This window comes from Psychrobacter urativorans (genome assembly GCF_001298525.1).
Lineage (GTDB): Bacteria > Pseudomonadota > Gammaproteobacteria > Pseudomonadales > Moraxellaceae > Psychrobacter > Psychrobacter urativorans_A.
In genome coordinates this window covers 1,582,265-1,601,761 of record NZ_CP012678.1, presented here as the reverse complement: position 1 = coordinate 1,601,761, position 19,497 = coordinate 1,582,265, and the positions used below count along the sequence as shown (strand labels likewise).

General features: G+C 43.9%; 17 protein-coding genes and 1 riboswitch. Of the genes, 6 read left to right on the top strand and 11 right to left on the bottom strand.

Annotated features, from left to right (window positions below):
- Nucleotides 1-16: 16 nt before the first annotated feature.
- The 5 genes from AOC03_RS06925 to AOC03_RS06905 all read right to left on the bottom strand — a co-directional run bounded on the left by AOC03_RS06925 (nucleotide 17) and on the right by AOC03_RS06905 (nucleotide 5,676).
- Complete coding sequence (locus tag AOC03_RS06925; protein WP_062534509.1) at nucleotides 17-1,036, bottom strand: hypothetical protein; 1,020 nt, start codon at nucleotides 1,034-1,036, stop codon at nucleotides 17-19.
- Between the two features lie 63 nt (nucleotides 1,037-1,099).
- A complete protein-coding gene (locus AOC03_RS06920) occupies nucleotides 1,100-2,041 on the bottom strand; it encodes a uroporphyrinogen-III synthase (RefSeq protein WP_062534508.1) in 942 nt (313 codons plus the stop codon).
- 63 nt (nucleotides 2,042-2,104) lie between these two features.
- On the bottom strand, nucleotides 2,105-3,118 hold the full coding sequence (gene hemC, locus AOC03_RS06915; protein WP_062534506.1) for a hydroxymethylbilane synthase: 1,014 nt from the start codon (nucleotides 3,116-3,118) through the stop codon (nucleotides 2,105-2,107).
- A gap of 190 nt (nucleotides 3,119-3,308) precedes the next feature.
- Nucleotides 3,309-4,046 (bottom strand): LytR/AlgR family response regulator transcription factor, encoded by a 738-nt coding sequence (locus AOC03_RS06910; protein ID WP_062534504.1) that lies wholly within the window; start codon nucleotides 4,044-4,046, stop codon nucleotides 3,309-3,311.
- Nucleotides 4,047-4,521: 475 nt separating this feature from the next.
- Nucleotides 4,522-5,676 (bottom strand): histidine kinase, encoded by a 1,155-nt coding sequence (locus AOC03_RS06905; protein ID WP_062534501.1) that lies wholly within the window; start codon nucleotides 5,674-5,676, stop codon nucleotides 4,522-4,524.
- A 110-nt stretch (nucleotides 5,677-5,786) separates the two neighbouring features.
- Here AOC03_RS06905 and argH point away from each other — a divergent pair, with 110 nt between their 5' ends.
- From argH to thiC, 3 genes are all read left to right on the top strand, one after another.
- On the top strand, nucleotides 5,787-7,160 hold the full coding sequence (argH, locus tag AOC03_RS06900; protein ID WP_062534499.1) for an argininosuccinate lyase: 1,374 nt from the start codon (nucleotides 5,787-5,789) through the stop codon (nucleotides 7,158-7,160).
- A 157-nt stretch (nucleotides 7,161-7,317) separates the two neighbouring features.
- Nucleotides 7,318-7,614, top strand: coding sequence for an oxidative damage protection protein (locus AOC03_RS06895; RefSeq protein WP_062534498.1), 297 nt, complete (start codon nucleotides 7,318-7,320; stop codon nucleotides 7,612-7,614).
- Between the two features lie 106 nt (nucleotides 7,615-7,720).
- Nucleotides 7,721-7,845, top strand: a riboswitch (TPP riboswitch).
- Nucleotides 7,846-8,095: 250 nt separating this feature from the next.
- Entirely contained in the window at nucleotides 8,096-9,979 is a 1,884-nt protein-coding gene (gene thiC, locus AOC03_RS06890) for a phosphomethylpyrimidine synthase ThiC (RefSeq protein WP_062534496.1), read from the top strand.
- Nucleotides 9,980-10,073: 94 nt separating this feature from the next.
- On the opposite strand, the gene AOC03_RS06885 is transcribed toward thiC, so the two are convergent.
- Together AOC03_RS06885 and AOC03_RS06880 are read right to left on the bottom strand one after the other, a co-directional pair.
- Nucleotides 10,074-10,964, bottom strand: coding sequence for a fructose bisphosphate aldolase (locus AOC03_RS06885; protein WP_062534494.1), 891 nt, complete (start codon nucleotides 10,962-10,964; stop codon nucleotides 10,074-10,076).
- 187 nt (nucleotides 10,965-11,151) lie between these two features.
- Nucleotides 11,152-12,000 carry a hypothetical protein gene (locus AOC03_RS06880; RefSeq protein ID WP_062534492.1) on the bottom strand — a complete coding sequence of 283 codons (849 nt, stop codon included), beginning with the start codon at nucleotides 11,998-12,000 and terminating at the stop codon, nucleotides 11,152-11,154.
- A gap of 293 nt (nucleotides 12,001-12,293) precedes the next feature.
- Here AOC03_RS06880 and AOC03_RS06875 point away from each other — a divergent pair, with 293 nt between their 5' ends.
- The 3 genes from AOC03_RS06875 to AOC03_RS06865 are packed head-to-tail and all read left to right on the top strand — an operon-like array spanning nucleotide 12,294 to nucleotide 15,739.
- Nucleotides 12,294-14,195: an ABC transporter ATP-binding protein gene (locus AOC03_RS06875; RefSeq protein ID WP_062534490.1), complete on the top strand. Its 1,902-nt coding sequence runs from the start codon at nucleotides 12,294-12,296 to the stop codon at nucleotides 14,193-14,195.
- 27 nt (nucleotides 14,196-14,222) lie between these two features.
- On the top strand, nucleotides 14,223-15,113 hold the full coding sequence (locus AOC03_RS06870; RefSeq protein WP_062534488.1) for an alpha/beta fold hydrolase: 891 nt from the start codon (nucleotides 14,223-14,225) through the stop codon (nucleotides 15,111-15,113).
- A gap of 8 nt (nucleotides 15,114-15,121) precedes the next feature.
- Complete coding sequence (locus AOC03_RS06865; RefSeq protein ID WP_062534487.1) at nucleotides 15,122-15,739, top strand: alpha-ketoglutarate-dependent dioxygenase AlkB family protein; 618 nt, start codon at nucleotides 15,122-15,124, stop codon at nucleotides 15,737-15,739.
- Between the two features lie 21 nt (nucleotides 15,740-15,760).
- Here the strand turns inward: AOC03_RS06865 and AOC03_RS06860 are convergent, their stop codons facing one another.
- From AOC03_RS06860 to AOC03_RS06845, 4 genes are all read right to left on the bottom strand, one after another.
- Nucleotides 15,761-15,958, bottom strand: a complete 198-nt coding sequence (locus AOC03_RS06860) for a hypothetical protein (protein ID WP_062534484.1) — start codon at nucleotides 15,956-15,958, stop codon at nucleotides 15,761-15,763.
- Nucleotides 15,959-16,040: 82 nt separating this feature from the next.
- Entirely contained in the window at nucleotides 16,041-17,048 is a 1,008-nt protein-coding gene (locus AOC03_RS06855; RefSeq protein WP_062534482.1) for an NADP-dependent oxidoreductase, read from the bottom strand.
- A 93-nt stretch (nucleotides 17,049-17,141) separates the two neighbouring features.
- Nucleotides 17,142-17,900: an endonuclease/exonuclease/phosphatase family protein gene (locus AOC03_RS06850; protein ID WP_062534480.1), complete on the bottom strand. Its 759-nt coding sequence runs from the start codon at nucleotides 17,898-17,900 to the stop codon at nucleotides 17,142-17,144.
- A gap of 318 nt (nucleotides 17,901-18,218) precedes the next feature.
- Complete coding sequence (locus tag AOC03_RS06845; protein ID WP_062534478.1) at nucleotides 18,219-19,328, bottom strand: hypothetical protein; 1,110 nt, start codon at nucleotides 19,326-19,328, stop codon at nucleotides 18,219-18,221.
- Nucleotides 19,329-19,497 lie beyond the last annotated feature (169 nt).

The following is a 19,497-nucleotide window of genomic DNA, read 5'->3' as shown; positions in this document are numbered from 1 at the left end:
TTTACGTCTAAAAAGTTTAGCGTTTAGACTGATCTAAAATCTGCGAGGTTAATAACGGTGTCGACGTTGGGGCATTGGCAATTAATTTATCAAGCCCTGCAATCACTTCTGGTATATTTTTTGGCGCTGCCATTGTTACGATACTATTTTGGCTGTCAGCTCCGGAGTCGGTGCTCGATAATTTGGCTGCTGCGGGCGTATCCTTGGCTACCTTATTATTAACAACAGGCTGATTGCTAAGCGCCTTATTGGTAGTTTGCGCCTTATCTTTGGTCGTAGCAGTCGCATCGACTACCAACAGTTGCAATTCATTGCGGGCTTGACGTAAATATTCGGTAAGTTGGTTTTGGTCACGCATATTACTGGCTTGACTGGCTAAATTCAGGGTCATAATGACTTCATGAATCGTCAATTGCTGGCGGGTCAATGCCGTATTGATATTACTACGCTCATGGCTATCATTGCGCTCATGGCTGTGCAAAAACTCTTGGATATTTTGGATAGCAATATTTTGTAATTGCCACGGGTTAGGCTGGGTACTCTGCGCTTGTAAACGTGCAATATCTTTGACCAAGCTTTGTGTAATTACCACGGTCAACGCTGGGGCAATCTCATTACTGCTTTGTGATAGCTGCCATTGCAGTCCACGTAATAAGCCAATCGCGCTCTGATAGTCACTATCAGCCAGCAATCTGTCCGCTGCTTGGATTTGAATCCGCAATAAATCCAGCTGGTTTTGCGCTTGACTACCGATACCTGTGATACCTGTGGCGGTGTTCGGCTCAGCTAAGCTTTGCTGATTAATAGCAAAAAGACGGTCATCCATTTCATTCAACCGCGTCACCACTTGCTCATTGCTTTGCAAGCGCTCATTCATCTGCTGTTGAAAGCGCTGCTGACTGACATACATCCATAGCAATGCGCCAATCATTAGCAACATCAGTAACCACTGCAAACGCAATAATAAAACACTGGCTTGCTGGCGCTGCTGACCTGCCGTAGGCGCATGAGAGGACGTCTTAAATTCGGTTGACATAGAGGCAGTACCGTTATTAATAGATTTGGAAATAAAAGAAAAATAAAATTTAGCGTTGTGCCATTAGGATTGGAGGGCGGCTAAAATGGTCTGAGGGGCTAAATCTTCTACTCGCCAATAACTAAGAGACCGCTCGGCAAGCATATCCGCCAAACGCGCACCCAATACCACGTAGGAAAAATCTGATAACTTAAGCGCTGTGACTTGGTTTAAATTTGTATTGGTATTTAAATTTATATTGGAATCTGAATCGATAGACTGTGCTTGCTCGACCACGCTGAGCCAATGCTCAAATGCCGTGCCACTGCTGATAATCACGACAGGTTTTGGTCGTTGTATAAGCGTGTTATGTGAGACGTTAAATTGCTGTTGCCAGTGCTGATATTGCGCGCTTGCCGTAGCAGGCATGGTACGTTCATACCACGCAATGCTATCAATATGTACGCCGCGCGCTTGTAACGTATCCACCAATAGTCGGCGTCCACCAAGACCACGCCATACCAGTAGCTTATCACCGGCTTGTAAACCTTCAATCTCAGGCATGACCAGCATACCTTCGTTATTAGCAATCGTTGGTTGAAGCACTTGGTAACTGAAAGACGGTAGCGCCACATTATTTAATACAGCTGCCGTCGCTTCACCAACGGCTATTAAATGGCTCGGTGGTTTAGGCAAACTTGCTAATGATTGATTATTAACATCATCATTTTTATTTTCATGCGCCAACGTTTGCCATACCGCCAACCCTGAAGCTGCTGCCGTTGGGCTGACGATAACGAGCGCTTGATATTCTCCTGCCAACCATTGACGCATCAGTGCCATATCAGCATCAGTCACGGGGCGCGGCTGCAAAGCCAACATAGGTATGTCCACCACCGTAAAGCCTGCCGCTTGCAAATGGCAGGTCAATGGCGCGGCACGCTCTATTGGGCGCGTATTAATTACGACGGGTAACGGTGAGGATAAGCTATCACTTGATGGCAAAGACGACAATGAGCGAGACATAAAAACACCACTCTATAAGACTCACGAAATTAAAATAATAATAAAGGATTATCAGCGGCTGGTTTATTCTTCAGGATGATAGATCGCTGCTAAAATAGCACCTGCACCATCGGCAAGCAGCATCGTTGCAACCTCAATACCCAATTGATTGGCTTGCGCTTCTTGCTCTGCTTGCGTGCCACTTAACATAACGCGCTTTTCTGCTTTTAATAAGGCACTGCCATCTGCTTGCCCAACGCGACCGCGCAACCATAAGGTATTACCGTTATCATCATTCGTATAGTCGCTCGCATTATCCGCATGGAGCACGGCATAAGCCGCAATCGGTACTTGGCAACCACCGTCTAAATGGCGATTTAGCGCACGCTCAGCAATCAGGCGAATACGGGCTTGTTCATCGTTAAGTGGTGCTAATAATGCCAATATCTCAGTATCACCCTCGCGACACTCAATCGCTAAAGCACCTTGACCGACAGCAGGCAAACACATATCAATATCCAGCTCGCCACGAATACGCGCGTCAAGCTCAATACGCTGTAGACCACTGGTCGCCAAGATAATTGCATCATACTCGCCAGCATCCAGCTTACCTAAACGCGTCCCCACGTTACCACGTAAGGTTTTGATTTGTAGATCTGGGCGATAGGTTTTAATCTGACACTGACGGCGCAGACTTGACGTGCCTACGATAGCACCTTGTGGTAGCTCATCGATACTATTATAAGTATTGGATACAAAGGCATCGGTCGGCGCGGCACGCTTACAATATGCGCCCAGCATCAAGCCTTCAGGCAGTTGCATCGGCACATCTTTTAATGAATGCACGGCGATATCTGCTTCTTTATCATACATCGCTTGTTCAAGCTCTTTCACAAACAGACCTTTGCCACCGATTTTTGCTAATGGCGTATCCAAAATCTTGTCACCCTTAGTGACAATTTTGAGCAAGTTAATCGTCAAGTTTGGGTACAGCGCTAGCAGACGATCACGAATGTGTTCCGCTTGCCATAATGCCAATGGGCTTTGACGAGTAGCGATATTTAAAGTGCTGATAGTAGGTTGCGGCGTGGTGCTCATAAATGACCTCAATAAGATAAATACTATAGGGTTTGTGCGATGCGCTGACGCAAAAAAATACCCCTATTTAAGCATAAATAAGGGTTTTAAGATATGGGCGGTTTATGAGACGCTTGCTTCTTCATAGACAATGAATAGACGATGCACAGACTATCAGCAGACAATACATGGTTAAGCGCTAGGCTTGGGTTTACATATTTTGAATCTTATCGCGCAGTGCCGGTAAGTGGCGACGGCTGACCGCTAACGTCTCATCAATACCTTTAAAACGCACCTGATATTGACCCGAATCGATCGTTTCTAAGAAATCTAAATAGCTTAAATTGATAATCGCATTACGATGTACGCGGAACAGGCGCTCACTAAATTCTTGCTCAAGCTCTTTTAAGGTGTCATCGATGAGGACGACACCCTCTTTATGATGAACTTTCACATACTTTTGATCCGCCGTACAATAATAGATATCTTTCAAATTAATAAGTTCCACCCCACGATGCGTACGGGCAGCGATATGTTCCCGCAAAGGTCGTGCCGTTGGGTCTTCCAGCTTACGAATTTCATTGAGCTGCGCGGCATTGAGGTTTTTCGCTTTGCCTAAAGCTTCTAGTAGCTCATCTTTATTGGCGGGCTTCAATAAATAACCAATGGCATTGGCTTTAAAAGCGGCAATAGCGTAATGGTCATAAGCGGTGACAAAGATAATAGCAGGAGGATGATCCAGTTCATTTAGTGCCGTCGCGCAGCGAACACCGTCCATCTCTGGCATCCGAATATCCAGTAAAATCACATCGGGCTGCTGCATTTTTACAGCGGTAATGGCTTCAGCGCCCGTCATCGCTTGTGCCACCACTTCATGACCTGACTCTTGTACGATTCTAACCAAACGCTCACGTGCTAATGGCTCATCATCACAAACTACAATGCGCATGTACTTTCCTTTTAAACCGCTTACTGAATAATTTTTTATGATCATTAGTGACGTATATCTTCATACTATTACTATCTTTCTACGATCTTAACCATAGAAAAGAACTAATAACCTAAAGGATTTAAGTTCTATTTGTACCCTTTGAGTTTTATTTGTAATCTTTATGTATCTATAGTACGCCAATTTATGAATAAGAAAAGCGTAATTTATAGAAAACTTTTGTCTATTATTTTATTGATTAAAATAATAGACGATATCAAAGTTGACTTAATATGTTATGCAACAATTGTGCCATTATGATAGGGAAATGTAGAATATGATGGGTAAGTGGTAGCAAATGAGGAAGGTTATATCAGGGAACAATATATAAATAGTTGAGAAACAATGTAAGAATATAAAATCTCACTGCCCATTATAAAAACGCAAAGCAGAATAAAAAATCGCGGCAACAAATAAAAGTCATAAATAGCAGCAACTACAGCCCAACATCTTGCAAAGGGTAATCAATAATGGTCAAAATCTGTTTATGAGTGACTGTACTTTTAATATCTGCACTTTGACCAAAAAAAATCTTAAGACGTTCTGCCTGAATATGAAAGTTAATATGCCGGCGCAAGTCATGAGTCACTATAAAAGTCTTGTTGGGTAGCTGCACGGTAATGTTAATAACAATGCGATGCTGCTGCCACGTGACCATGATATCAATCACAATGGTTTCGGTCGTCATCTCGACCACATTGAGCAGCATTTTTTCGAGTACACTTTGCAACGTCAACGCCGTAATGACCATATCGTACATCATATCGTCATCCGGTAGCTGCCACGTGACCACCAGCTTATCCGCTAAACGGCTCGACTCAATCGCCAGATAATGCTCGCATAGCGCCACTTCTTCCTCAAAGCTAATCTCACGCACCCCATTAAAACTCGCCCGAAATAACGCTGAGACGTGCTGTAATAGCTCAGAGGCACGCGGTGGATTGGTTTCAATTAGCGATACCAAACTATTAATGGTATTAAAGAAAAAATGCGGAGAAATACGCGCTTTAATGATGTCGTTTTGCGCGGTCAGCTTTTGCTCAAAGGATTGCTTAAGTGTCATTAACTCACGATGACGCCGTAAAAAATATAATAAAAATACCGAGGTAAAACCGCCCGTAATCACCACATTAAATAACACATTGAGTAAAAATGCTTTGGGATTGTATACCAGCCAACCCATATTAATCATGACCAACATAATAAGCGTGGCTGAAACTGCCGCGCCACTCATTAATAGCAGTAAAATACGCCCGCTGACACTGATCGTATCCGCACGTTTTAAGAGCGGACGTAAATAGTCAATGAGATACAATGCGGGAAGAATGGTAGCGACGTTTTGGACAATACGACTGGCAAACTTCACCAAAAAATCTGACCATGTTGCCAAATCATGGCGGTCGATAACCGTGACAAACAGCGACCAAAAAAAGATATATAAAAGCCACTGCCAAGGTCTCATCACATCCATGAGCTTGGGAATAAAAAACTCTAAGCGCTCAGCTAGTAAGGCAACCTCATCATTTGCTATACTTGAGGTCTTATTCTCCTGACTTGTCTTAGACTCATATGAACGCCAACTCTTTAACACCTAGTAATCCCGAGCAAAATAAAAATTCACAAGCGCCTGATTCTAGCACAGATGTTTCTAGAACAGACAGCAGCACACAAAATAGCCCGACGAGCAGTCAGGGTCAACAGATGTGGGGCGGACGTTTTAGCGAAGCCACTGACAGCTTCGTTGCCGCCTTTACTGCCTCAGTTGGCTTTGACCAACGCTTCGCCCGCCATGACATTCAAGGCTCAATCGCCCATGCGACCATGCTGAAAGAATGCGATATTTTAGAGGCAAGTGAGGTTGCGACCATTATTGATGGTCTGCATCAAGTGCTGCGCGAAATCGAAGCCGGTGAGTTTAACTGGTCGATTGCGCTTGAAGACGTGCACATGAATGTTGAATCGCGCTTGACCGATATCGTCGGCGCGGTCGGCAAAAAGCTGCATACGGGTCGTAGCCGTAATGACCAAGTTGCCACCGACATTCGCCTGTGGTTACGTGAAGAAGTCGATAATATTGTCGCGCTCCTCGTACGTTTGCAAAGTGGCTTATTAGATTTGGCTGAACAGCATACGGATACCATCATGCCGGGCTTCACGCATTTGCAAACCGCACAGCCGGTCAGCTTTGGTCATCATGTGATGGCATGGTTTGAGATGTTGTATCGCGATACCGAACGCTTGGTTGATGCGCGTCGCCGTATTAACCAAATGCCACTCGGTAGTGCTGCCCTTGCGGGAACGACATTCCCAATCGACCGTACTATTACTGCTGAATTATTAGGTTTTGAGGGTATTTGCCAAAACTCGCTCGATGCCGTATCCGACCGTGATTTTGCCATCGAATTTACCTCGGCAGCTTCTATTTTAATGATGCATATGTCACGCATGAGTGAAGAAATCATTCTGTGGATGTCGGCGCAATTTAACTTTGTGCAAATCCCTGATCGCTTTTGTACTGGCTCATCTATCATGCCGCAAAAGAAAAATCCTGACGTGCCAGAATTGGTTCGTGGTAAAGCGGCGCGCGTATTTGGGCAATTAATGACTTTATTAAGCCTGATGAAAAGTCAGCCACTTGCCTACAATAAAGACAACCAAGAAGATAAAGAACCGCTCTTCGATTGCGTCGATACCTTGACTGGTTCATTATTGGCTTTTGCTGATATGCTGCCAAATATCACCCCTAATAAGGAAAATATGCGCGCGGCAACGATGAAAGGTTATGCGACTGCGACCGACTTAGCCGATTATCTCGTGCGTAATGGCGTTGCGTTCCGTGATGCCCATGAAGTGGTTGGTAATGCTGTTGCGTTAGGTATTGCTGAGGGCGTTGATTTAAGCGATTTATCATTGGCGCAATTGCAGCAGTTTAGCGATGCGATTGGCGATGATGTATTCGAGTATTTGACGTTAGAAGGCTCACTTGCCGCGCGTGACCATTTGGGCGGTACTGCACCGAATCAGGTTAAGCAAGCGATTAGCCGTGGTCGTACTCGCTTGGAAGTATTTGCTTAACAGCTGCTTAAAAATATCAGCGTTTTACTATTAAAAATACCCGCCATTGTTGCGGGTGTTTTTTTGAGCAGAATCAGGTACAGTATTAGGCAATCTCATTTATTCTTAAAACCATTAAAAACATCATTAAAAAAACCATTATAAACAGGAGTCATTCATGACCGAAACTTTTAACCCACAAGCCAATACCGTTTTTTGCCGTAAATATCAGCAGGATTTACCGAAAATGCCGCATCCTCCTTTTCCAAACAAAATCGGTCAAGGTCTACAAGAAACGGTCTCTGATAAAGCATGGAAAGAGTGGCTTGAGCACCAAACGATGCTGATTAATGAAAACCATTTAAGCATGATGGATCCGGAAGCGAAAAAGTTCTTAACTGAACAACGTGATAAATTTATGGACAATCAAGACTATGAGCGCCCACAAGGTTGGACGCCTGAAAACAAAGGCTAAGCAGCTAGCGATGCTCGATATGACGCCATAACCCCTTTATAAATATAGCAGACAAAGGACTAGGACTTGTCATTGAAGTTTGCTAATATAAAGGAGATTTACAACACTGACAGACTCGGGGTGCGGTGTATTATTGACTGATTGATAATTGGTCATCATACATTCGCTGAGAAACCACCCGCCGAACCTGATGCGGTTAGTACCGACGCAGGGAAGTCTTAAGCCTATGTTATATTTGTATAAAGGGCGCGCAGAAATGCCTTTTTATTATTGCCCGCTTTTAGCAGCGCTCAATATTGCTGTTGATAGTGCGGTATGCCAATAAATAAAAATGACGCCCACCAATCCTTTATAGATGACTTATCAAGATTTATGTTGATAGGCATTTATTTTGTGCTTGAATTTATCATTATAAGATAGTCTTGCCCCGCAGCTTCTGGCGGTGTTGCCTTTACCATTGGACAACACGCTAGGACAGCATATGACTATTTCAAATGTTGGCTCACAAGCCACCACCTATACCCCATCAAAAGCGACGACTAAAGCCGACGCGCTAAAAACTCCTGCCCATCGTAGCGAAACCGACGCCCGTTTTGAAGAAGACGCGCGCGATTTACATCGTATTTTACCTGCCTCTCGCAAAGTTTATATAGAAGGCTCACGCCCTGATATTCAAGTGCCGATGCGCGAAATTACCCTTGACCCTACCCCTATTCAAGGTGTGTCCGAGTCCGAGTGGGAACAAAACCCGCCGTTTTACGTCTATGACACCTCAGGCGTTTATACTGACCCCAATGCCACAATCGATTTGACTAAAGGTTTGCCAAAATTACGTGAAGATTGGATTAAAGAGCGTGGTGATACCGAACAGCTCGCTGGTTTATCCAGTTCATACGGTCTAGCGCGCGCGCGTGATATCAGTACCGCTAACTTACGCTTTGCTCATATTGATAAGCCGCGCCGTGCCAAGGCAGGTCAAAACGTCACCCAACTGCACTATGCCCGCCAAGGTATTATTACCCCAGAAATGGAATATATCGCCATACGCGAAACTCAAAAACAGCACGCCTTGACTGATATGCGTCAGCATGAAGGTGAAACATTTGGCGCACACACGCCAGCGATTATTACCCCTGAATTTGTCCGCAGTGAAGTAGCTGCCGGTCGCGCCATTATTCCGAATAATATTAACCATCCTGAATCTGAGCCGATGATTATCGGGCGTAATTTTTTAGTGAAGATTAACGCCAATATCGGTAACTCTGCGCTGGGTTCTTCTATTGATGAGGAAGTATCCAAAATGACGTGGGCGACGCGTTGGGGTGCGGATAACATCATGGATTTATCCACCGGTAACCATATTCATGAAACCCGTGAATGGCTAATTCGTAACTCGCCAGTACCAATCGGCACCGTACCTATTTACCAAGCACTTGAAAAAGTTGATGGTGTGGCGGAAGATTTAACGTGGGAAATATTCCGTGATACCTTGATTGAGCAGGCTGAACAAGGCGTTGATTATTTCACCATTCATGCAGGCGTATTATTGCGCTATGTGCCGCTTACTGCTGGACGCTTGACCGGTATCGTCTCCCGTGGTGGCTCCATCATGGCGCAGTGGTGCATGTTTCATAATAAAGAGAGCTTTTTATATACCCACTTTGAAGATATCTGCGAAATCATGAAGCAGTATGACGTGGCATTTAGCTTAGGCGATGGCTTACGTCCGGGCTGCTTGCAAGATGCCAATGACGAGGCGCAATTTGGTGAACTGCGTACCCTTGGCGAATTGACCAAAGTGGCGTGGAAGCATGATGTACAGGTCATGATTGAAGGTCCCGGTCACGTGGCAATGAACCGTATTAAAGAAAATATGGACTTGCAGTTAGAGGTTTGTGCCGATGCGCCTTTTTATACATTAGGACCTTTGACCACTGATATCGCACCGGGTTACGACCATATTACCAGTGCGATTGGTGCGGCAATGATTGGCTGGTTTGGTACGGCGATGCTGTGTTATGTGACCCCAAAAGAGCATTTAGGTCTGCCGAATAAAAAGGATGTTAAAGACGGTATCATCACTTATAAAATCGCCGCCCACGCTGCTGATTTGGCCAAAGGTCATCCGGGTGCGCAAGCACGTGATAATGCCTTATCAAAAGCTCGTTTTGAATTCCGCTGGGATGACCAGTTCAATCTGGCACTCGACCCTGATACTGCGCGCGAATTCCATGACGAAACGCTACCTAAAGACGCACACAAATCCGCACACTTTTGCTCGATGTGTGGTCCGAAATTTTGCTCCATGAAAATTACCCAAAACGTGCGTGAATATGCAGCGGGACTGAAGAGTAAAGAGGCGTAGGCTAAGTTAATGAATAGCACATTATTTTGAAATAAAAAAAGCCCTGCTATTTAAGTAACAGGGCTTTTTTATATAAGCGGGTTAACTTTTAAACCTATACTTTAGATGCTTGATAAATTTCATCAATCGAAGTATTAATGGTATCGGCAAATTCTTGATCGCTTTGTTGTTTGCTAAGTCCTTCGGTAAAGGCACGTGAGAAGCTGGCAATCATACCCGGATTTTGCTTAAGTTTTGCACAAGCATCCGTGCGACTATAGCCACCCGATAATGCCACTACTTTTAATACTTTTGGATGGTCAATCAGCTCTTGATAGAATCCTGCTTCTTCAGGCAAGGTCAGCTTGAGCATCACTTGCTGTTCATCATTTAAGCGCTCAAGATTATGTAAAATACTGGTTTTAAGAATCAGCTCACAGTCATGCTTTTTCTCACTATTGATATCTACTTCTGGCTCAACGATTGGCATTAGACCTTTTGAGATAATTTGCTTTGCCACATCAAATTGCTGCTGAACGACCAACTCAATGCCGTCAACGTTTGGCTCATAAATCACAGAGCGCATTTTAGTCCCAAATACTGGATAGGTTTTCGCCTTATCCAATAAGAGGTCTAGATTTGGCATCAGGCGCATGACTTGAACGCCATTCATACGTTCTGCTAAGCCTTTATCGACCTTTAAAAATGGGACAATTTGCTTGTCTTCCCATAGATAATTGGCAGTTGGCTTTTCATTCACCTCACGCTCCATGGTATCTTCGAACAAAATAGCGCCAAGCACACGCTCATTATCAAAGCAGCCGCACGTCATGATACGCGCGCGCATCTCATGCACTTGGTCAAACATGGCTTCATCATTGTCATAGGCATCACCCATAACCCCATAATTCTCTAAGGCTTTTGGCGTGCTGCCGCCACTTTGGTCAAGTGCCGCGATAAATCCTGAACCATTTTTGATACGTTGTAATTGCTTTTGGTATTCCATGGAACGAGCATCCTATTTTTAGTTATCAAGGTCAAGTATGACAGGGCTAAACGATTGGCAATCCATTGATAATCGCCTCACCGTGTTGAGTTAACCTTATCATAGGTCGCGCGATGTGCCTAATTTAGCCAAATAAAAAGGTGTTTAAAATAAAATATTAATAAACAATAGTCAATTATAATCATGTTTACGCCAAGAATAACACTGCCACACAGGCAATCGCTAATACTAGCCCGAGCATATTAACGCGGTTCAGCGCTTCTTTAAATACTCCAACACCAATGAGCGTGGCGACGGCAATCACGCCGACATTCATACCGGTAAAGACGATACTTGGTGAGTCAGATAACACTTGATGAGCACGAATATAAGCATAAATATTACCTACATTTAGCGCACCTAATAATAAGCCAGCTGCTAATGCTCGACCTTGCCAGCGTACCCGAATAATCAGCAAATAAATCAATAACAACAAACCGGCACAGCCAAAACTAATAAATAATGTCAGTGGAAAAGCCGCACCTTGCTTGGCAACTTGTTTAAATAAAATATCAATAATGCCATAACCTGCCCAGACACCAAATAACCACAGCGGTGTATGTTTGGCTTGTTTGCTAACCTCACCCTGCTGCGGACGATAAATGAGCGCACCCAATGCCAAAAATCCAAGCAATAAACCAAAAACGCGCGTTCCGGTGAGCACTTCTCCAAATAATAAAAAAGCAGCGATAATAGGAATAATCAACGACAATCTTTGAGCAGCATCAGTGGCTACCATGCCGACTGCTTCAATCGCACGACCCAAAATCACAAAAACGGCTGGCAACAAAATACCAAGCGCAATAATAATTGCCCATGCCCCGCCAAGTGCATTTATGCCACTGATATCAGGCTTGAGTAAAAGCCAAGTCAGCAAAAATGCAACGGGATAACCCGCAACGATGGTTTGGCGAATATCCAACCCTTGTTGCCGTAACACTTTAAGCAGCACAGAAACCGCAACGCTACACAGCACGGCAATGATGAGATACAGCATAAATGAAGACCTTTTTTATTGTTATATATGGAATATAAAGCGATTAAGCATATTGCCTATTTAAGACAGCTTAGAATGTAACCACATACGTCACTGTCAGCAAACTATTTTTAGCATTACTTTATATGATGAAAAAATGCCTGATGCGTTCAAATTACAATTACCATGCAGGGGTGATTGCGAAGTTTTGCTAAAATAGTGTGCTATTTTACTAACATAAGTAACGACGCAGGATAACGCTAAATAGCGTTGGTCCTGACGTATTGCTATTGAATTAATTATTGCTACCGCCTATGAACGCTCTATTTCGCTTTTTTGAATCTCGCCTATCCGCTTTCCCTGATACCCCTATGCCTTTGCCCCGTGATGGACTGATTAAGTTCTTGTGGGCGTGTACCGAGGGCTTGCGCGGTTGGCTACTGCTATTTATGATTTTGTCCGCTGGTATCGGTATCTATGAGGCGATGCTGTTTGCATGGATTGGTAATATCGTTGACTGGCTAGGTACTTATACCCCGCAGAATTTATGGACCGAAAAAGGCGACATACTACTATTAATGCTAGCCGTGCTGATTATCAGCCCCTTTTGGATTACCTTATCCTCGTTGATTCGCTTTCAGTCGATTCAGGGCGTGTTTCCGATGCAGATGCGCTGGCGTTTCCATCAGCGCATGCTGGGTCAATCCATGCAGTTTTATCAGGACGAGTTCTCTGGTCGTGTCTCTGCTAAGGTCATGCAAACGGCGCTGGCGGTACGTGATACGGTGATGACGGTCACGGATATGCTGCTGTATGTCTTGGTCTACTTTATTACTACTGGCGTTATTTTATTTAATTTAGACGTTTTATTATTAATCCCATTTGTGATTTGGTTTGTCCTGTTTGGTTTGAGCATGTGGTTTTTTATTCCTAAGCTCAAACATACCGCCATTGTGCAGGCTGATGCCCGTGCATTGATGGTTGGTCGTATCACCGATGCCTATGCCAATATTATGACGGTCAAGCTATTTAGCCATTCACGTCGTGAGCTGAGCTATGCTAAAGATGCGATGGGGCAGTTTTTAAGCACGGTACATTCGCAAATGCGCTGGGTCTCGCAACTCGAAATCGTCAATCATACCATCAGCGTTATTTTGCTTGGTACGACTGCTGGTATTGGCTTGTATCTCTGGCAACATGGCACAATCGGTGTGGGCGCGATTGCCGCAGCGACCGCCATGGCGTTACGGTTAAACGGTCTTACCAAAATGATTATGTGGCAAACCGCCAGCCTATTTGAGAGTATCGGTACGGTACAAGATGGTATGCGCACCTTATCCGCGCCGCAAACTGTCGTGGATCAGCCCAATGCGCAGACATTGACTGTGACTGCCGGACAGATTGTCTTTGATCATGTTGATTTCAGTTACGAGAGTGATGAGATTGTTGATGAGATCGAAGGCGATTATATTGATGAGGTCAATCCTATGCCTGCCGCGCGGGTGAAGTTATTAGACGATTTTCATTTAGATATCAAAGCCGGTGAAAAAATTGGTCTGGTTGGGCGTTCAGGTGCCGGTAAATCTACCTTAGTTAATTTGCTACTGCGCTTTTTTGATGTTGATAGCGGTCAAATTTTTATTGATGGGCAAGCGATTGATGAGGTTACCCAAGAGTCATTACGTCAGCAAATCGGTATGGTGACTCAAGATACGTCATTACTGCATCGTACGGTACGCGAAAATATCGCTTATGGTCGTCCTGATGCCAGTGATGAGGAAATTATTACCGCGGCAAAACAAGCCCAAGCATGGGACTTTATCAAAGATTTATACGATGATAAAGGCAATACGGGACTGGATACCCAAGTCGGTGAACGTGGGGTCAAATTATCAGGTGGTCAGCGTCAACGCATTGCCATCTCGCGGGTGATGCTAAAAAATGCGCCGATTTTATTATTGGATGAAGCGACCAGTGCCCTTGATTCTGAAATTGAATTTGCCATTACTGAAAGCCTAAACGATATTATGACTGGCAAAACCGTGATTGCTATTGCCCACCGTTTATCTACGATTGCCGCCCTCGATAGACTGGTCGTCATGGATAAAGGACGTATTATTGAGCAAGGCAGTCATGACGAATTACTCGCATTACACGGTGTTTATGCGCGTTTATGGCATCGTCAAAGTGGTGGTTTCTTAGGCGAAGACAGCTAATTTCCTTTAATCAAGACAGGTAAGCCTATGGAAGCCTTTGCAAAAAGCATCACGATAAATGAAAAAAAGGCACGCTATTATGCATTAAGTCAGCTTAATGCTTTGGTAAAAAATAGTGATAAATTGCGCCCACCGGCGCATTTTTATGGTGGTAACGGTTTTACGGTCGGCGCTTATGTCCCATTCTTAACCGAGCTTGCAGGCAATTTTAACTTGAGTGCATTGGCGATGCGCGGCTATTGGTATGATAAACCGACCAGTCGTCGCTTAACCCGCGCGCAAGACGCTAACATGTTGATTGAGTTTCTAGAAAAAACGCAAGACGCGCCTATTATTGGTATGGGTCATTCACAGGGTGCAACCGCTACCGCTATCGCCGCAGCAAAGCGTCCCGATTTATTTTCTCAATTATATTTAATAGAGCCAGTGACATTTACTAAGGCGCAAACACGACTGTATAATTTAACGCCGCGTGTGCTAAAGCTCAGACGCGAACCCTTTAAAAGTACGTTAACCAAGCAATCCACTTGGGCAAGCGTCGCAGAATTTTATGAGCATCTGCGTATGCAACGTGCTTATCGTCGTATCAGTGACGAGCATCTGCAAATGTTCGCTGAAAATAGCTTGGAGCAGCGGGCAGATGGCAGCTATCAGTTAATATTTAGCCCTGAGCAAGAACTTGCGAATTATTTTGGTACACCTTATATTGATGAGGCGCTGAAACAATTACGCTGCCCTTATACCCTTATTACGGGCAAACCCACGTTATTTATCAGCGATAAAGTCAGAAAAAATTGGGCGAAATTCATTCCTAATGAACACATCATATCCTTGCCAGAATATGGACATCTTCTACCCATAGAAGCGCCTGAAATCTGCGCTCAAGTCATCAACAACCATTATCAAAACGGTAAATAAATAGCGCTATGACGGATCTTTTCTCCCCTGCACCCATGGATAATATATTGCCTTATGACGGTCAAGTTCATGACTTAGGGCTAGTTATCGATTATCCCAGCCCTTTATTTTATAACCTAGTGACCGAGCTACCTTGGCAAGCGGATGTCGTCACGTTATGTGGTAAAACGCATACCACCACGCGGCAAATCGTGTGGATGGGCGACGAGGGTATTGACTATCGGTATGCAGGTCATGTGCGGCAAACCATACCTTGGACAAATACTATATTGTCTATCAAACAGCATGTTGAGCAGCAGTTGTCAGATATTGGCATTGAGGCGAGTTTTAACTCGTGCTTGCTCAATTATTATCCGTCAGGTGACGATGGTATGGGCTATCATGCCGATGATGAGCCGGAGCTTGGCGCGCAGCCGCTTATTGCGTCTTTATCGCTTGGTGCGACGCGTAAGTTTGTGTTTAAGCATAAAAAAACTCAAGATAAAGTGGCGCTTAATCTTGAGTCCGGTCAGCTGATTGTCATGCGTGGCGATACGCAGACCTTTTGGAAACACAGTATCCCAAAAACTAAAAAAGTAACCGAGGGACGTATTAGTCTTACCTTTCGACGCATACTAACGCTATAACTATCAAAGATAAGAGTTACACTATCTTTGCCGTTGGTGATATTTTTTTCGTAACCACTGAATCACAACGGCGATAGTCAATAGTGCCAACATCGGATAAATAAACAATAAATCAATGCGAATGGGTGCAATCATGCCTTGCGCCCATTGCTGCATGATAAAGTAATAGGGCACGTACAATACCCACGCACACAACGTAAAAATCTGCAGCTTAGTCATCGTATGGCTTACTCATTACCACTGCCCTTTTTAATCTTTATTTTTAAATTCTGATTCTTTAATCTTAATTTTTTAATCTTAGTTATGCTGATACTGCTAAAACTATTTTACCAAAGGTATCGCCTTTTTCTAGTTCATGATGAGCGGCTATCACGTCAGACAAGGGATAGCTTTGCGGTACTTTTAACGTTAATTTACCATCGGCCACCTGCTGTAGCACTTGTTCCATATCTGCCCCATTGGGTTTAACCGCATAACCGCCCACGCTCAAATTTTTATCACTTCCTGCTTCTTTTAATTTATCGACCCAAATGGTCGGCAGCACACAGACGCGCGCGCCCGATTTTAGCGTATTCAGCGCTTGCACGCCTGCATCATCACCAACCAAATCTAATAGTACGTCGGCTTGTAAGTCAGGAAATACTTTATCTTTGGTATAGTCAATCCAGCCTGTTAGCTGTGATGTATCAATTAAGCTATCTAATTTGGCGTACTTTTCGGGAGAGCAAATGATGGTCAACTTGATATTATCTTGTGCAACTTTATCCATGAGCAGCTGAATGAGTAAATGCCCCACACCGCCTGCGGGCGCGTTCATCACCACATACTCGCCCGCTTTAATATCCGCAAACGCTAGAAACTGTAATGCAGTTTGACCAGCACATGGCAGCGCGCCTGCTTGTTTTAGCGTCACGTTGTCCGACACAATGGCGAGCAAGTTGGCATCAACCGCCACGTATTCAGCGTAGCAGCTGCCATCAAAAGTTAATGCCGCGACCTTATCGCCACTTGCAAATTTGTCACTACGGCTGGCAACCACTTCACCTGCCACATCAAAACCTAAAATTGCAGGCTTATCGTTATTGAATTTATCATTACGAATTTTATCCGCGCCCCAGCCTTTACCTTGACGGGTTTTATAATCGACCGGATTGATACCGGCATAAGCCACTTTAACTAAGACTTGTTCTACACCAAGTTCAGGAACGGCAACGCCCGCTTGATATTGCATCACTTCTGGTTCGCCAAACTCGCGAATAACAACGGCATGTTGATTATTAGAATACGGTTTATCAACAGTATGAGACATTATCAAACATCCTTATATTTTTATTTTAAATTGCTGTTAAAAATTTATAGTGCCAAAATATTTTGCCCGGTATATCGATATCAGCAACAAATATTATATTAAGCCTAACTCTGCGCTAATCGGCAGATGATCTGATAGTTTCGACCATGGCTTACCGCTATGTACCCACGCGCGCTTGATTGACAAATTGCGCACGTAAATACGATCCAAACTCAGTACCGGCAGCTTTGCTGGAAATGTCGCTGACAGCTTACCATGACAATGTTTAAAGGCTTCCGTCATACCAAGACTGCTTGCCAGCCGGTCACAGGACATTTTTTTCCAATCGTTAAAATCACCTGCTAAAATCAACGGCTGTTCAGGGCTAATCTCATCACGCACATAATCACTAATCGCTTGGTACTGCTTGATACGATCGTGCTCAAACAGATTCAAATGCGCGCATAACACCACCACGGGCATATCCCATCCGACCGGATGCACTTCACAATGCAAGACCCCGCGCTGCTCCAGCTTATTGACCGTGATATTGACATTATGCTTGGGATCCAGTGGAAAGCGGCTAAGTACGGCATTGCCATGATGCCCATTGTCATATTCTGAATTTTTGCCATAGCTATTTTGCAGATGTAAAAACTCACCGAACCACTCGTGCTGCGACTGATCGGGATACTCGTTATATTGCAGATTACGCTTAAGATTCTGCCCCTGTACTTCTTGCAGACACAAGATATCTGAACCCACAGTCTCTAATGCTTGGGCGATACCTTGCATTTTCACTTGGCGATTCAGTGGCGACATGCCTTTATGAATGTTATAGCTGGTCAGGATAAAGGTGTTTTTATTTTTCATATTTTTGTAGTCATAAGGCAAAAAGTAAACTCGATTATGTGCATAAATAGCATTATTCAGACTCGCTAAGCAATAACATTTTTTGCTTAATGGTTTTTGCGTAATAGTTTTTACCGAGTGGTTTTGCTAAGTGCTGCACTATCATAAACCATCACTATCCAAAACAATGTAGTAAATAATATAACGCCTAATAAATCATTGAGCTTAAAGCCGAGATAATAAAAAAGCATTGGCTCATATTGAACCAATGCTTTTTTTATTAGCAAATAACTAATCTATGTATGATTACAAGATTATGCAGACGTAAATGAATCGCTATTAATAGCGGGTGACCAAAGCAATAGGTTGGTCTGCACTCATCATTTCTTGTGGCATAAAGACGGCTTTACCACCGTTATTGATGACATGCTCAATGATTAAACCTACCGCATCATCCGTCACGCCGTCGGCAGCAGCATCAGCCATCGTTAGGGTTTGAGCGTCTTCATCGACTTTAGCTGCTTGGATATAACCACGACGGACATAAAGAGTCTCGCCAGCACCTTGGAAGGCGGCACGATAGACGTCTTGTAAATCCGTGCTTAACGCATTGGCACCGCGAGCTTTATCAATCTCGCCCAAAGCCGCTTCATGTAATGAGGTACGATAGCCTTCTACCGCGTCTTGCACACCATCAATAATACGTTGCGCGTTACCATCTTCCAGTTCAGTCAAATTTGATACCGTGGCAATAATATTTTCTGGACGGTCACAAACTTCTTTATAGTAGCTGATATTGCGGACGTCACCGACGATGACCAGTGGCATTTTATGTTCGCCCCACAGCTCTTGCACGCTTTTATCCACTTGATTAAAGAACTCTTTAAGATAGCTGTTCTCATTGTTTGCTGAACGGTCAGAGCCGCCATCGCCTGTGGTATAAAGACCATTATTATCAATCGGGAACGGAATACCTTCCATATTATTTTGCTTGGCATTGTCTGTATCGAATTCTGCCACCACGCGATCATTAGCCGCTTCGATGAGACGCGCCTTATCACGGGTCAATACGACCGTGTAATAATGTACCGCACTTGCCATATCACGCACTAAATCACGCGTTGCAAAACGATTAGAGATGACGACACGTTCTGGTGTATCGAGTGGCATACGAATAAGCTGTACATCGTCAACACTGGCGAAAATAGCTAAGGTATCAAGATTGTATTTATGATTATATTCTTTCGTCTCAGCATGAATCTTATCCAAAATAGTCGTCGCGGTACGTTTATCAAACTCATTGGTTAAACGTTCTTCAACAATTTTTAATTGGTTTTTCAGAGCAATAGGGTCTTGGTCGTTTGCAGGATGCTCACGATGGGTCTTCACAAAAATGCTGACCGCTGGATTGGCTTTGGTTTCACGGAGACTCTTGAGTGTCGCTTTCATAAATACTTTTCCTTATTTTATTATCATTAATTCTATAATAGTAAAAGTGAATTTTATTTGAAGCTCATCTTTATGCTTGCTTACCGTCTTTAATCCTAGCAAGTTCCTCCTGCTCGCTATAGGGTTAGTTTGTAAACAAAATTTTGGGTTGGTAACGTGAACAAAAACG